Source organism: Rhodovulum sp., assembly GCF_011048875.1.
GTDB classification, from domain to species: domain Bacteria; phylum Pseudomonadota; class Alphaproteobacteria; order Rhodobacterales; family Rhodobacteraceae; genus Rhodovulum; species Rhodovulum tesquicola.
Genome location: NZ_DSDD01000392.1, coordinates 1 through 14008 on the forward strand (window position 1 = coordinate 1; position 14008 = coordinate 14008).

General features: G+C 66.5%; 15 protein-coding genes. 6 read left to right on the forward strand and 9 right to left on the reverse strand.

The features are described from left to right. The 8 genes from ENN83_RS13625 to ENN83_RS13660 form a co-directional block, all read right to left on the reverse strand. Positions 1–215, reverse strand: a 215-nt coding sequence (locus tag ENN83_RS13625; protein ID WP_287187802.1) for a hypothetical protein, incomplete at its 3' end; no start/stop codon positions are given. A 9-nt stretch (positions 216–224) separates the two neighbouring features. Further along, entirely contained in the window at positions 225–2030 is a 1806-nt protein-coding gene (gene sdhA / locus ENN83_RS13630; RefSeq protein ID WP_287187805.1) for a succinate dehydrogenase flavoprotein subunit, read from the reverse strand. 18 nt (positions 2031–2048) lie between these two features. After that, positions 2049–2420 (reverse strand): succinate dehydrogenase, hydrophobic membrane anchor protein, encoded by a 372-nt coding sequence (gene sdhD / locus ENN83_RS13635; RefSeq protein ID WP_287187807.1) that lies wholly within the window; start codon positions 2418–2420, stop codon positions 2049–2051. 11 nt (positions 2421–2431) lie between these two features. Next, positions 2432–2815, reverse strand: a complete 384-nt coding sequence (gene sdhC, locus ENN83_RS13640; RefSeq protein WP_287187809.1) for a succinate dehydrogenase, cytochrome b556 subunit — start codon at positions 2813–2815, stop codon at positions 2432–2434. Between the two features lie 166 nt (positions 2816–2981). Then, positions 2982–4016: a MaoC family dehydratase gene (locus ENN83_RS13645; RefSeq protein WP_287187811.1), complete on the reverse strand. Its 1035-nt coding sequence runs from the start codon at positions 4014–4016 to the stop codon at positions 2982–2984. A gap of 4 nt (positions 4017–4020) precedes the next feature. Then, positions 4021–4224: a DUF1737 domain-containing protein gene (locus ENN83_RS13650; protein WP_287187814.1), complete on the reverse strand. Its 204-nt coding sequence runs from the start codon at positions 4222–4224 to the stop codon at positions 4021–4023. After that, positions 4224–4793 (reverse strand): NnrU family protein, encoded by a 570-nt coding sequence (locus tag ENN83_RS13655; RefSeq protein ID WP_287187816.1) that lies wholly within the window; start codon positions 4791–4793, stop codon positions 4224–4226. Before ENN83_RS13655 ends, ENN83_RS13650 begins: the two co-directional genes overlap by 1 nt. Then, positions 4790–5650 carry an HpcH/HpaI aldolase/citrate lyase family protein gene (locus ENN83_RS13660; protein ID WP_287187818.1) on the reverse strand — a complete coding sequence of 287 codons (861 nt, stop codon included), beginning with the start codon at positions 5648–5650 and terminating at the stop codon, positions 4790–4792. Before ENN83_RS13660 ends, ENN83_RS13655 begins: the two co-directional genes overlap by 4 nt. A 201-nt stretch (positions 5651–5851) precedes the next feature. On the opposite strand from ENN83_RS13660, the gene ENN83_RS13665 reads away from it, so the two are divergent. Both ENN83_RS13665 and mdh read left to right on the forward strand, forming a co-directional pair. Continuing rightward, positions 5852–6172: a hypothetical protein gene (locus ENN83_RS13665; RefSeq protein WP_287187820.1), complete on the forward strand. Its 321-nt coding sequence runs from the start codon at positions 5852–5854 to the stop codon at positions 6170–6172. 251 nt (positions 6173–6423) lie between these two features. After that, on the forward strand, positions 6424–7386 hold the full coding sequence (gene mdh, locus ENN83_RS13670) for a malate dehydrogenase (protein WP_287187822.1): 963 nt from the start codon (positions 6424–6426) through the stop codon (positions 7384–7386). A gap of 114 nt (positions 7387–7500) precedes the next feature. On the opposite strand, the gene ENN83_RS13675 is transcribed toward mdh, so the two are convergent. After that, the gene (locus ENN83_RS13675; protein ID WP_287187824.1) at positions 7501–8106 is read right to left on the reverse strand and encodes a hypothetical protein; all 606 of its coding nucleotides are present in this window, start codon (positions 8104–8106) and stop codon (positions 7501–7503) included. 11 nt (positions 8107–8117) lie between these two features. On the opposite strand from ENN83_RS13675, the gene sucC reads away from it, so the two are divergent. The 4 genes from sucC to ENN83_RS13695 all read left to right on the forward strand — a co-directional run. Then, positions 8118–9311 carry an ADP-forming succinate--CoA ligase subunit beta gene (gene sucC, locus ENN83_RS13680; protein ID WP_287187825.1) on the forward strand — a complete coding sequence of 398 codons (1194 nt, stop codon included), beginning with the start codon at positions 8118–8120 and terminating at the stop codon, positions 9309–9311. Between the two features lie 5 nt (positions 9312–9316). Next, positions 9317–10201, forward strand: coding sequence for a succinate--CoA ligase subunit alpha (gene sucD / locus ENN83_RS13685; protein WP_287187827.1), 885 nt, complete (start codon positions 9317–9319; stop codon positions 10199–10201). 66 nt (positions 10202–10267) lie between these two features. After that, on the forward strand, positions 10268–13240 hold the full coding sequence (locus ENN83_RS13690; protein ID WP_287187828.1) for a 2-oxoglutarate dehydrogenase E1 component: 2973 nt from the start codon (positions 10268–10270) through the stop codon (positions 13238–13240). Between the two features lie 4 nt (positions 13241–13244). Further along, a partial coding sequence (locus ENN83_RS13695) for a biotin/lipoyl-containing protein (RefSeq protein ID WP_287187829.1) occupies positions 13245–14008 on the forward strand: 764 nt, incomplete at its 3' end.

The window sequence follows — 14008 nt, forward strand, 5'->3', positions numbered from 1 at the left end:
CGCAGACGCGAGATCGATTGGGATTCGGCAAACTTCCGATCCACGAACATCCTGTAATCGGTATAGTTTTCTGCTGGGTGCAACTCGAACAGCCTGCCCTCAATGGCCATCACCGCAGGAGGCAAGAAACGCCGTAGTTTCTTGCGGCCATGGGGAACAAGGCCACTGACATTGAGCGCCGAAATCCATATCAGTCGGGACAAGGTGCGCGCCAATGCCTGCCCTCAATACACCCGCGCCTTGGGCGCGATCTTCTTCGGGTCAATGCCGCCCTCGTCGAGGGTGGTCAGCGGCTCCAGCTTGACCGGGCGGTAGGCCAGGCGCACCCTGGGGCCATCGACCCAGGCCAGCGAATGCTTGCGCCAGTTGATGTCGTCGCGGTCGGGGTAATCCTCGTGGGCATGCGCGCCGCGGCTTTCCTTGCGCGCCTCGGCGGCGACCACGGTGGCCAGCGCGTTGGGCATCAGGTTGGTCAGTTCCAGCGTCTCCATCAGGTCCGAGTTCCAGATCAGCGACCGGTCGGTGACCTTGATGTCGTCCATCTTGCCCGCGACGGCGGCCATCTTTTCGCAGCCCTCGGCCAGCGTCCTGTCGGTGCGGAAGACCGCGGCATCGGCCTGCATGGTCTTCTGCATCTCCAGCCGCAATTCGGCGGTGGCGAGGTTGCCCCTGGCGTGGCGCAGCCCGTCGAAGCGGGAGAGCGCCGCGTCGATCGAGGCCCTGTTCGGCGCAGGCACCGCGGCCTTGGCGTCGACCACGTCTTTGGCCCGGATCGCGGCGGCGCGGCCGAACACCACCAGGTCGATCAGCGAGTTCGAGCCCAGCCGGTTCGCCCCGTGCACGGACGCGCAGCTCGCCTCGCCCACCGCCATCAGGCCGGGCGCGATGTTGTCGGGATTGTCCTCGGTCGGGTTCAGCACCTCGCCCCAATAGTTCGTGGGGATGCCGCCCATGTTGTAATGCACGGTCGGCAGAACCGGGATCGGCTCGCGCGTCACGTCGACACCGGCAAAGATCCTGGCGCTTTCGGAAATGCCGGGCAGGCGTTCGGCCAGAACCTCGGGCGGCAGGTGGCTGAGGTTCAGGTGGATATGGTCCTTGTTCGGGCCCACCCCCCGGCCCTCGCGGATCTCGATGGTCATGCAGCGGCTGACCACGTCGCGCGAGGCGAGATCCTTGTAGGTCGGCGCATAGCGTTCCATGAACCGCTCGCCTTCCGAGTTCGTCAGATAGCCGCCCTCGCCGCGCGCGCCCTCGGTGATGAGACACCCGGCGCCATAGATGCCGGTGGGGTGGAACTGCACGAATTCCATGTCCTGAAGCGGCAGACCCGCGCGCGCCACCATGCCGCCGCCATCGCCGGTGCAGGTATGCGCCGAGGTCGCGCTGAAATAGGCCCGGCCATAGCCCCCCGTGGCCAGCACCACCATCTTGGCCGCAAAGACATGGATCGTGCCGTCATCGAGCTTCCACGCCACGACGCCCTGGCATTGCCCGTCCTCGGACATGATCAGGTCGATGGCGAAATACTCGATGAAGAACTCGGCCTTCTGTTTCAGCGACTGGCCATAAAGCGTGTGCAGGATCGCGTGGCCGGTGCGGTCGGCCGCGGCGCAGGTTCGCTGCACGGGCGGGCCTTCGCCGAACTCGGTGGTGTGGCCGCCGAAGGGGCGCTGGTAGATGCGGCCCTTTTCGGTGCGGGAGAACGGCACGCCGTAATGTTCCAGTTCGTAGACCGCCTTGGGCGCCTCGCGGGCGAGGTATTCCATCGCGTCCGTGTCGCCCAGCCAGTCCGACCCCTTGACCGTGTCATACATGTGCCACTGCCAATGGTCCGGCCCCATGTTGCCAAGGCTGGCCGCGATGCCGCCCTGGGCCGCCACCGTGTGCGAGCGGGTCGGAAAGACCTTGGTGATGCAGGCCGTCCGCAGGCCCTGTTCGGCCATGCCCAGCGTCGCGCGCAGCCCCGCGCCACCGGCGCCGACCACCACAACGTCATATTCATGCGTCTCGTATTCGTAAGCGGCCATCTTGGTCCCTCGAAGAACTTACATCGCGATGCGGATGACCGCGTAAAGACCGGCTGCCATGGCCGTGTAGCTGACGCAGATCATCGCGATCAGCAGTATCGTGCGGCGGATGCCGCGGGTGTAATCATCGATGGCGGTCTGCGCGCCCTTGCGGAAATGGTAGAGCCCCACCCACAAGGTCAACAGCGCCACCAGCGCCGGAAACGGGCGCGAGAAGGTGGCGACCACCTCTTCATGGCTGCCACCCAGCGTGCGGCCGAAGACCAGCACGAAGGCCGGGATCAGCCCCGCCAGCGCCACGCCGGTCACGATCAGGATCCAGTGATCTTCGGTCCCGCTCTTGGCGGCGCCAAGGCCCAGCGCGCGCTTGCGGTCGGTCAGATAACGCATGGCTTTCCCCCTCAGACGACCAGCACGGTCAGCAGCGTCAGCACCGCCGAGCCGCCGATCACCGCCCAGCCCAGCGCCTCGGCCGTCTTCAGCTCCAGCCCGCGGCCGGTATCCCACAGCAGGTGCCGCAGGCCTGCCAGCGTGTGATACCACAGCGCCCAGAGCGACAGGGTCAGCACCAGATCGCCGAACCACGAGGTCAGCACCCAATCGGCGCGGGCAAAGGCCTCGGGGCCCTTGGCGGCGGCAAGGAACCACCACACGATCAGGATCACCGCCACGATCAGCGCATTCCCCGTGACCCGGGTCAGGATCGAGGTGACGGACGTGATCTGCGGGCGATAGACCTGAAGATGCGGCGAAAGCGGCCTGTTACCGCGGTTGAACTCAGCCATGGCGTGCCTCTTGTCTGGGCGCAGCTATCGCCCGATCTGATAACGGTTTCTGCGCCCTTGTCACGGCTTGCGCCGCGCTTCGGGCGTGATTTTTCGTCGGCCGGACGAAAAAACCGGGTTTTGTGATCACGCCAGCGCGGCATGTGATCACAACCCGGGGGCCGCCTTACATCGGGATCAACGCCCAGTAGTCGAGGTCCAGCAGCACATCGCCCAGATATTTCCCGTCCTCGCCGCGCAGCGCGCCCGGCACCGCCCCCGGCTTGACCGCCACCAGCCGCAGCCGCAGCGCGCCGACCCCGGGCGCGGCCGTCTCGGCCTTGTCCAGCACCTCGGACCAGGCCGCGACCGTGTCGCCCGCGAAACAGGGATTGGCATGCGCGCCCGCGTTCAGCCCGACGATCATCTGCGCATTCGCCAGCCCGTTGAAGGACAGCGCGCGCGCCAGGCTGATGACATGGCCGCCATAGATCAGACGCCGGCCGTCCTCGCGCAGGGTGGCATCGAAATGCACCTTGGCGGTGTTCTGCCAGAGCCGCGTGGCCAGCATGTGCTCGGCCTCCTCGACCGTCACGCGGTCCACATGGTCGATCACCTCGCCCACCGCGTAATCGCCCCAGCGATGCGGCTCGCCCGCACGGGTGAAATCGTAGCGCGTGAAATCCAGCCCCTCGGGCAGCACCAGGTCCCTCGGCGCCACGCTGTCGGCCAGCGCGGGCACCACGGTTTCGGGCGCGGGTGCTGTGGCATCGCGCTTGCGGACCATCACCCAGCGCACATAGTCCATGACCAGTTCGCCGCGCTGGTTCAGCCCCCGCGTGCGCACCCAGACGACACCCGATCTGCCGTTCGAGTTCTCCTTCAGCCCGATCACCTCGGATTCGGAGCGCAGCGTGTCGCCGGGCCAGACCGGCCGGTGCCAGCGCCCCTCGGCATAGCCCAGATTGGCGATGGCGTTCAGGCTGATATCGGGCACGGTCTTGCCGAACACGGTATGGAACGCGATCAGGTCGTCCATCGGCGCACCCGGCAGCCCGCAGGATTGCGCGAAGGCATCCGAGGAATAAACCGCGTGCCGCGCAGGATACAGCGCGTGGTAAAGCGCCCGCTCGCCGCCCGACAGGGTGCGCGGCACCGCATGCGCGATCACCTGCCCGACATGGTAATCCTCGAAGAAACACCCCGGATTGGTCTTCACCATGACTTTACAACTCTCCCAGCTTCAGGTCCGGGGCGTAAAGCCCCGGCACATCCTTCACCACCGCCTGCGCACAGCGCATCCGCCCCGTCGCCGGGTCATGCGCATAAGCGGGCGAGCCGTAAAGTTCCCACCCCTTGGCCAGCGCCTCGATGACCTTGTGGCAGAAGGCGGCGGTATCCTCGTCGGTGCGCAGACGATAGGCCCGCATCAGGCCGCACCCGGCGCCGGCAGGGGCCAGACGCCCAGCCACATGTGAACGCCAAGGATCACCAGATACAGCACCACGGAAATCACCCCCAGCTTGATGTCCCCCGCCAGGCTGCCGCCGCGCCAGGTCGTCACCGGCTCCTTCGCGTTGATCAGCAGCACTTCGGCAATCGCCCAGACCAGCAGCCCGCCGAACAGCACGATGGACGCCAGATCGCCATTCACCAGCAGATGCGCCACTGCCCAGGTGGCAAAGCCATAAAGCATCGGGTGGCGGAACAGCTGCCGCGCCCGGCTCTTGGAATTGCCAAGACCGAAGAACACCACCGCCAGCAGCATCAGCGTGTTGTTGGCATGCACCATGAACCCGGGCGTCTGGTAGATCTCGGGCGCGGTATTGCCGCGATAGCCGATCACCATCAGCACCACCGACAGGACCAGCGGCACCGTAAAGAACGCCTTGGACGCCGCGCCGAAGCGGTCGTCCAGCGCGGCGCGCGGGCCGGGGAACAGCCGCTTGAACAGATGGGCAAAACTCCAGAGCAGAACGCCGAAGATGATAAGGGTCATGTAACAGCCTCCAGTTGCGCGATCGCCGCTGCCTTGGCGAGCGTTTGTCGTGCCGTGACGATATGCAGATTCTCGACGATGCGACCATCCACAACGGCAATCCCCAGCCCGTTGCGCCGCGCCTCGTCGAAGGCGGCGATATGGCGGCGTGACAGGTCGATCTCGGCCGTGGTCGGCGCAAAGACCGCATTGGCCGCGGCGATCTGTCCGGGGTGGATCAGGCTCTTGCCGTCAAAGCCCAGGTCGCGGCCCTGCGCGCATTCCGCGCGCAGACCCTCCTCGTCCTGAAAGGCGTTGCAGACCCCGTCGATGGCAACGATCCCATGCGCGCGCGCCGCCAGCAGGCATTGGCCTGGGCTGGTGACCAGCGGCAGGCGGTCGGCACGCGGGCGGCAGCGCAATTCCTTGATCAGGTCGTTGGTGCCCATCACGAAGCCCCCGACCCGGGGATGGGCGGCCAGCGCGTCGGCGTTCAGCACGCCGCGCGGGGTTTCCATCATCGCCCAGAGTTCCACCCCGTGGATCGCATCGCCCAGCGCATCCAGTTGCGCCGTGGTCTCGACCTTGGGCAGCAGCATCGCCTGCGCGCCGGTCCCGCGCATCGCGGTCACGTCATCGGCGCCCCATTCGGTATCCAGCCCGTTCACCCGCACGATCAGAAAGCGCGGCCCGAAGCCGCCCTCGCGCAGCGCCGCGGCCAGCAGGTCGCGCGCGGCGCGCTTTTCCTCGGGGGCGACGGCATCCTCCAGATCGAAGATGATCGCATCGGCGGGCAGCGTCCGGGCCTTGTCCAGCGCCCGCGCCTTCGAGGCCGGAATATGGAGAACGGAACGGAACGAGCCGGCACGCGGGTCCATTGATTCTCCCCTTGGGTCATTTTGTTGCGCCAATCACCATATGCGGGACATAATCCGCAACCCTTTTCATGCCGCATCGCAGAGAAATCTTGCGCTGCGACGCAGAGCAGCGCGCGCTGCCCTCAGGCTTTGTTGCGCATTCCCCTTCAGGCTCGACGCTGACAGCCACCCAGAACAGCCACCCCGAACGGAGCCTTCGCCATGACCCGCCCCCTCGCACTTGCCGCGCTTCTGCTCGCCTTGCCCCTCCCGCTTCAGGCCCAAGCTCAGGCCCAGGCCGAAAATGCCCGCCAATGCGCCCCACGCGAGGCGCTGGTCGCGCTTCTGGCCGACCGCTACGGCGAGTCGCGCCTGGCCCTGGGACTGGCCGCCAACAACGCGGTGGTCGAGATCTTCACCAATCCCGAAACCGGCAGCTGGACGATCACCGGCACCCTGCCCTCGGGCGTGAGCTGCCTGATCGCCAGCGGCGAGGCCTGGCAGACGCTGGCCGAAAGCCTGATCCAGGGCGAAGGCGCCTGAGCCCCGGAACCTGAGCCCAGAATCAACGCGCGGCCCATCCGGGGGCCGCGCCCCCCCCCGCCGGACAGCCCCGGCATGCCGCCGCGCGCCCTGCCCCGCAGCGCACCGGCCGCGCCCGCAACGCCTTGGCGCGGAACCCTTTTCCCCCGTCCGCCCCCTGCCCGTCCGGCGTGCCGCGCCGCGGCGGCCTTGCGCGATGGATGGCAAAGGCTTACCCATCGCGCCGAGACCAACAGACGGGGAACAGACACATGGCCAGACCCAAGATCGCATTGATCGGTGCGGGGCAGATCGGGGGCACGCTCGCCCATCTCGCCGCGATCAAGGAACTGGGCGACGTCGTGCTTTTCGATATCGCCGAGGGCGTGCCGCAGGGCAAGGCGCTCGACATCGCCGAGTCGGGCCCCTCCGAAGGGTTCGATGCGCGGCTCAAGGGCACCAATGACTATGCCCACATCGCAGGGGCCGATGTCTGCATCGTCACCGCCGGCGTGCCGCGCAAACCGGGGATGAGCCGGGACGACCTGCTGGGCATCAACCTCAAGGTAATGAAATCCGTGGGCGAGGGCATCCGCGACAACGCCCCTGACGCCTTCGTGATCTGCATCACCAACCCGCTGGACGCGATGGTCTGGGCGCTGCAGCAATATTCGGGCCTGCCCGCCGAAAAGGTCGTCGGCATGGCGGGCGTGCTGGACAGCGCGCGCTTCCGCCATTTCCTCAGCCTCGAATTCGACGTCAGCATGAAGGATGTCACCGCCTTCGTGCTGGGCGGGCATGGCGACACGATGGTGCCGCTGGTGCGCTATTCCACCGTCGGCGGCGTGCCGCTGCCCGATCTGGTGGACATGGGCTGGACCACGAAAGAGAAGCTGGACGCGATCGTGCAGCGCACCCGCGACGGCGGCGCCGAGATCGTCGGCCTGCTCAAGACCGGCTCGGCCTATTACGCCCCCGCCACCTCCGCCATCGAGATGGCCGAGGCCTATCTCAAGGACCAGAAGCGCCTGCTGCCCTGCGCGGCCTGGGTCAACGGCGCCTATGGACTCAGGGGGATGTATGTCGGCGTGCCCACCATCATCGGCGCGGCCGGCATCGAGCGGATCGTGGACATCCGGCTGGACAAGGCCGAACAGGAGATGTTCGACAACTCGGTCGCCGCGGTGCGCGGACTGGTCGAGGCCTGCCAGGCAATCGACCCCACGCTGGCCTGATCCCGGGCATATCCAGGCCGGTCCCGCGCGGTCCGGCCCGTCAGATCCGCGTCGATCCGCGATCCGCCGACGAACCCGGCCGACAGCACCGCCAGCGCCTGCGCGCCCGGGCTGTCACGCAGGCAGCCCATGACCAGGGCGGTCGCGCCGAAACTCGTCGCCGCGGTGTGGCCCGACGGGAATCCATGCCCGCCGCCACTCGGCCGCTGGTTGATCGGCGCATCGCCAAGGCCGAATTTCGGCCCCTTTATCGCCGCTTCGAGCAGCAGGTATCGCCCCCGTATCGCGCACGCCATTGCCCTGCGCGATGGCACAGGCCAGCCCGGCAAGCGGCAGCACGACCTGCAGCCGGTCACCGATCAGCTGCGCCTGCCGGTCGGACAGCACCACGACAAGCGAAACGATGGCAAGCATGCCAAGCAAGGCCAGGTGGCGCATCAGTAAGGACATCCCGGCAACCCGCTCCGGACCGCGCGCGCGGACGATTTGCGCCTGTATCGCTTCGGCATGTAACGTTTTGCAAGGCGGCCGAACGTCCGCACCTTTTCTGGCGACAGGATACCGACCGATGGGGCGGCGGAATCCCGGAGGCGTTGTGATCACGCTTTTCTCGGGCGTGATCACAAAAGTCGAAAACATCGCGAAATCCCGCCCATCCCGGCCGAAAACCATTTCGTCGCACCCTGTTCCGTGATTAGAGATCCGGAAATCGACAAGCATGGGACAGCGTGATGAACATCCACGAATATCAGGCCAAGGCCCTGTTGCGCAGCTATGGCGCGCCGGTGTCCAAGGGCCATGTCGTCATCCGCGCCGAAGAGGCCAAGACCATCGCGGGCGAGGTTGACGGCCCGCTCTGGGTGGTCAAGGCGCAGATCCACGCGGGCGGCCGCGGCAAGGGCCATTTCCTCGAACCCGAGGCGGGCGAAAAGGGCGGCGTCCGGCTGGCCCGCTCGGTCGGCGAGGCCGCGGAAGAGGCCCGCAAGATGCTGGGCCGCACGCTGGTCACCCACCAGACCGGCCCCGCGGGCAAGCAGGTCAGCCGCGTCTATATCGAGGCGGGTTCGGAGATCGCGCGCGAACTCTATCTCGCCATGCTGATCGACCGGCAATCCTCGCGCATCGCCTTCGTCTGCTCGACCGAGGGCGGCATGGATATCGAGGAGGTGGCCGCCAGGACCCCCGACCGCATCCTGTCCTTCACCATCGACCCCGTGACCGGCTACCAGCCTTGGCATGGCCGCCGCGTCGCCTTTGCCCTCGGCCTCGAAGGCAAGCAGATCCGGCAATGCTCGACGCTGCTGGGCCAGCTTTACAAGCTGTTCCTCGAACGCGATTGCGAGATGATCGAGATCAACCCCCTGATCGTCACCGATACCGGCGACCTGAAATGCCTGGACGCCAAGTTCGCCTTCGATTCCAACGCGCTCTACCGGCAGGAGGACGTCCTGTCGCTGCGCGACGAGACCGAGGAGGACCCCAAGGAACTCGCCGCCTCGAAATATGACCTGAACTACATCGCGCTGGATGGCGAGATCGGCTGCATGGTCAATGGCGCCGGGCTGGCGATGGCGACCATGGACATCATCAAGCTCTACGGCGCGGAGCCGGCCAATTTCCTCGACGTGGGCGGCGGCGCGACCAAGGAGAAGGTGACCGAGGCCTTCAAGATCATCACCTCGGACCCGAACGTGAAGGGGATCCTCGTCAACATCTTCGGCGGCATCATGCGCTGCGACGTGATCGCCGAGGGCGTGGTGGCGGCCGTCCGCGAGGTGGGCCTGAAGGTCCCGCTGGTGGTCCGCCTCGAAGGCACCAATGTCGAAAAGGGCAAGGAGATCCTCAACAGCTCCGGCCTCGACGTGATCGCGGCGGACGACCTGTCCGATGCGGCCGAGAAGATTGTCAAGGCGGTGAAGGGGTAAGGGGCATGGCGGTTCTCGTCGACGAAAACACCAAGGTGATCTGCCAGGGTTTCACCGGCTCTCAGGGGACCTTTCACTCCGAACAGGCGATCGCCTATGGCACGCGGATGGTCGGCGGCGTGACGCCGGGCAAGGGCGGGCAGAAGCATCTCGACCTGCCGGTCTTCGATTCCTGCCACGAGGCGGTGGCCAAGACCGGGGCGAATGCCACGGTGATCTACGTCCCGCCGCCCTTCGCAGCCGACTCGATCCTCGAGGCGATCGACGCCCGGATCCCGCTGATCGTCTGCATCACCGAAGGCATCCCTGTGCTCGACATGATGACGGTCAAGCGCGCGATCGAAGGGTCCGGGTCCGTCCTGATCGGGCCGAACTGCCCCGGTGTCATCACGCCCGAGGCCTGCAAGATCGGCATCATGCCCGGCCATATCCACCGCCGCGGCAGCGTCGGCGTGGTCTCCCGCTCGGGCACGCTGACCTACGAGGCGGTCAAGCAGACCACCGATGTGGGCCTTGGCCAGTCCACCTGCGTCGGCATCGGCGGCGACCCGATCAAGGGGACCGAACATATAGACGTCCTCGAATGGTTCCTCGCCGATGACGAAACGCAGTCGATCATCATGATCGGCGAGATCGGCGGCTCGGCCGAAGAGGAAGCCGCCCAGTTCCTGCGCGACGAGGCCAGGAAGGGACGCAGGAAACCCGTCGCGGGCTTCATCGCGGGCCGCACCGCACCGCCCGGCCGGCGCATGGGCCATGCGGGCGCCATCGTCGCGGGCGGCAAGGGCGGCGCCGAGGACAAGATCGAGGCGATGAAATCCGCCGGGATCGTGGTGGCCGACAGCCCGGCGCGTCTCGGCGAGGCCGTGCTGAAAGCCATCGAGGCATAACCCCAGAGGGGCGCGCGCGGCCGTCGGGAACCGGCCGCGCCCCCCATATGCGCGAGGGAGGATTCCATGACCGAACAAAGCCCCAACACCGCCTTCCACGACTCGTCTTTCCTGCAGGGACACAACGCCGAATACGTCGAACAGCTTTACGCCCGCTACGCCGACGACCCCGACGCGGTCGACGAGCAATGGCGCCGCTTCTTCGCGGAGCTCGGCGATGACGAGGTCTCGGTCAAGCGCGAGGCCGCGGGGCCAAGCTGGGCACGCCGCGACTGGCCGCCCGCGCCCAATGACGACCTGACCGCCGCGCTGGATGGCCAATGGCCCGGTCTGCCCCCGGTCAGCGAGGCCCGCGCCGCCGAGGACAAGATCCGCGAAAAGGCCGAGGCACAGGGCGTCAAGGTCACCGATGACGAGATCAAGCGCGCCGTTCTGGACTCGATCCGCGCGCTGATGCTGATCCGGGCCTACCGGATCCGCGGCCACCTCGTCGCCGATCTGGACCCGCTGGGCCTGCGCAACGCCACGCCGCACCCGGAACTCGACCCAGCCTCCTACGGCTTCACCGATGCCGACATGGACCGGCCGATCTTCATCGACAACGTGCTGGGCCTTCAGATCGCCTCGCTGCGCGAGATCCTCGCCATCGTGAAACGCACCTATTGCGGCACCTTCGCGCTGCAATACATGCACATTTCCGACCCCGAACAATCCGCCTGGCTCAAGGAACGGATCGAGGGCTATGGCAAGGAGATCCGCTTTACCCGCGAAGGCCGCCGCGCAATCCTGAACAAGCTGGTCGAGGCCGAGGGCTTCGAGAAATTCCTGCATGTTAAATACATGGGCACCAAGCGCTTCGGCCTTGACGGGGGCGAGGCACTGATCCCGGCGATGGAACAGATCATCAAGCGCGGCGGCGCGCTGGGGGTCACGGAAATCGTCATCGGCATGCCGCACCGGGGCCGCCTGTCGGTTCTGGCCAATGTGATGGGCAAACCCTATCGCGCGATCTTCCATGAATTCCAGGGCGGCAGCTTCAAGCCCGAGGATGTGGACGGTTCGGGCGACGTGAAATACCACCTTGGCGCGTCAAGCGACCGGGAATTCGACGGTAACCGCGTCCACCTGTCGCTGACCGCGAATCCCAGCCACCTCGAGGCCGTGAACCCCGTGGTGCTGGGCAAGACGCGCGCCAAGCAGGAACAGGCGAATGACCGCGAACGCAAGAGCATCCTGCCGCTGCTGCTGCATGGCGATGCGGCCTTTGCCGGTCAGGGCGTCGTGGCGGAATGTTTCGGCATGTCGGGGCTGGTCGGCCATCGCACCGGCGGCACGATCCATATCGTGGTGAACAACCAGATCGGCTTTACCACCGCGCCGCATTTCAGCCGGTCCAGCCCTTATCCTACCGATATCGCGCTGATGGTCGAGGCGCCGATCTTCCACGTCAATGGCGACGACCCCGAGGCGGTAGTCCACGCCGCCAAGGTCGCTACCGAGTTCCGCCAGAAATTCGGCCGCGACGTGGTGATCGACATGTTCTGCTATCGCCGCTTCGGCCACAACGAGGGGGATGAGCCGATGTTCACCAACCCCCTGATGTATCTCAAGATCAAGAAGCACAAGACGACGCTGCAACTCTATACCGAACGTCTGGTCGCCGACGGGCTGATCCCCGAGGGCGAGATCGAGGACATGAAGGCCGCCTTCCAGTCGCATCTGAACGAGGAATTCGAGGCCGGCAAGGAGTACAAGCCGAACAAGGCCGACTGGCTGGACGGCCGCTGGTCGCATATCAAGCGCGGCGGCGGCGACGAGTACCAGCGCGGCGACACCGCAATCTGCGAAGAGACGATGCAGGAGATCGGCCAGGGCCTGACGACCGTGCCCGAGGGCTTCGAGCTGCACAAGACGGTAGGCCGGTTGCTCGACGCCAAGCGCGAGATGTTCGATTCCGGCAAGGGTTTCGACTGGGCCACCGCCGAGGCGATGGCCTTCGGCAGCCTGCTGACCGAGGGCTACCCGGTGCGGCTTGCGGGCCAGGATGCGATCCGCGGCACCTTTTCCCAGCGCCATTCCGCGCTGATCGACCAGAACACCGAGGAACGCTATTTCCCGCTGAACCATATCCGCAAGGGCCAGGCGAAATACGACGTCATCGACTCGATGCTGTCGGAATATGCCGTGCTGGGCTTCGAATACGGCTACAGCCTCGCCGAACCCAACGCCCTGGTGATGTGGGAGGCGCAATTCGGCGATTTCGCCAATGGCGCGCAGATCATGTTCGACCAGTTCATTTCCTCGGGCGAACGCAAGTGGCTGCGCATGTCGGGCCTTGTCGTCCTGCTGCCCCATGGCTTCGAGGGTCAGGGGCCGGAACACAGCTCCGCCCGTCTGGAACGTTTCCTGCAACTCTCGGCCGAGGATAACTGGATCGTCGCCAACTGCTCGACGCCCGCCAACTATTTCCACATCCTGCGCCGCCAGTTGCACCGCAGCTTCCGCAAGCCGCTGATCCTGATGACGCCGAAATCGCTTTTGCGCCACCGGCTGGCCGTGTCCGAGGCCAAGGCCTTCCTGACCGGCTCCTCCTTCCACCGGGTGCTCTGGGACGATGCCGAAACCCACCGCGCCTCGGACTTCAAGCTAAAACCCGACGCCGGGATCCGCCGCGTCGTGCTCTGCTCCGGCAAGGTCTATTACGACCTTCTGGAAGAACGCGACGCCCGCGGGCTGGACGATGTCTACCTGCTGCGGATCGAACAGTTCTACCCCTTCCCGGCCCTCAGCCTGGTGAAGGAGCTTGAACGCTTCCACGGAGCCGAAGTGGTCTGGTGCCAGGAGGAGCCCAAGAACCAGGGCGCCTGGTCCTTCATCGAGCCCAATCTCGAATGGGTGCTGACCTGCATCAACGCCCGCCACCACCGCCCGCATTATGTCGGCCGCCCCGCCGCCGCCTCGCCCGCCACCGGGCTCGCCAGCCAGCACAAGGCCCAACAAGCCGCGCTCGTCAACGACGCGCTCACCATCGAAGGGTGATCCCATGTCCACCGAAGTCCGCGTGCCCACCCTGGGCGAAAGCGTCACCGAAGCCACCGTCGCCACCTGGTTCAAGAAACCCGGCGACACCGTCGCCGCCGACGAGATGCTGTGCGAGCTGGAAACCGACAAGGTGACGGTCGAGGTGCCCGCCCCCGCCGCCGGAACGCTGGGCGAGATCGTCACCCCCGAGGGCGAGACCGTCTCGGTCGACGCGCTGCTCGCCACCATCACCGAGGGCGCCGCGAAACCCGCCGCGGGCAAGGCCAAGGCCGCCCGGCCAGACGCCGCCCCCCAAGCCGCGCAGGACATCGCCGTCACGGTCCCCACCCTCGGCGAAAGCGTCACCGAGGCGACCGTCTCGACCTGGTTCAAGGCCCAGGGCGACCATGTCGAGCGGGACGAGATCCTGTGCGAGCTGGAAACCGACAAGGTCTCGGTCGAGGTCCCGGCCCCGGCCGCGGGCACGCTGTCGACCATCCTCGCAGCCGAAGGCGAAACGGTTGCGGCCGGCGGCCAGCTGGCCACGCTGGTCGCGGGCGAAGGCACCGCCGCATCCCCCGCACCCAAACCTGCCGCGGCACCCGCCCCGACAACCGGCAAGGATATCGAACACGCCCCCTCGGCGAAGAAACTGATGGCCGAAAAGGGCCTGTCCCCCGATGCCGTGACCGGCTCCGGCCGCGATGGCCGCATCATGAAAGAGGATGTCATGCGCGCCGCCGAGGCCCCGAAACCCGCGCCCAGACCCGCCGAACCACCCAAACC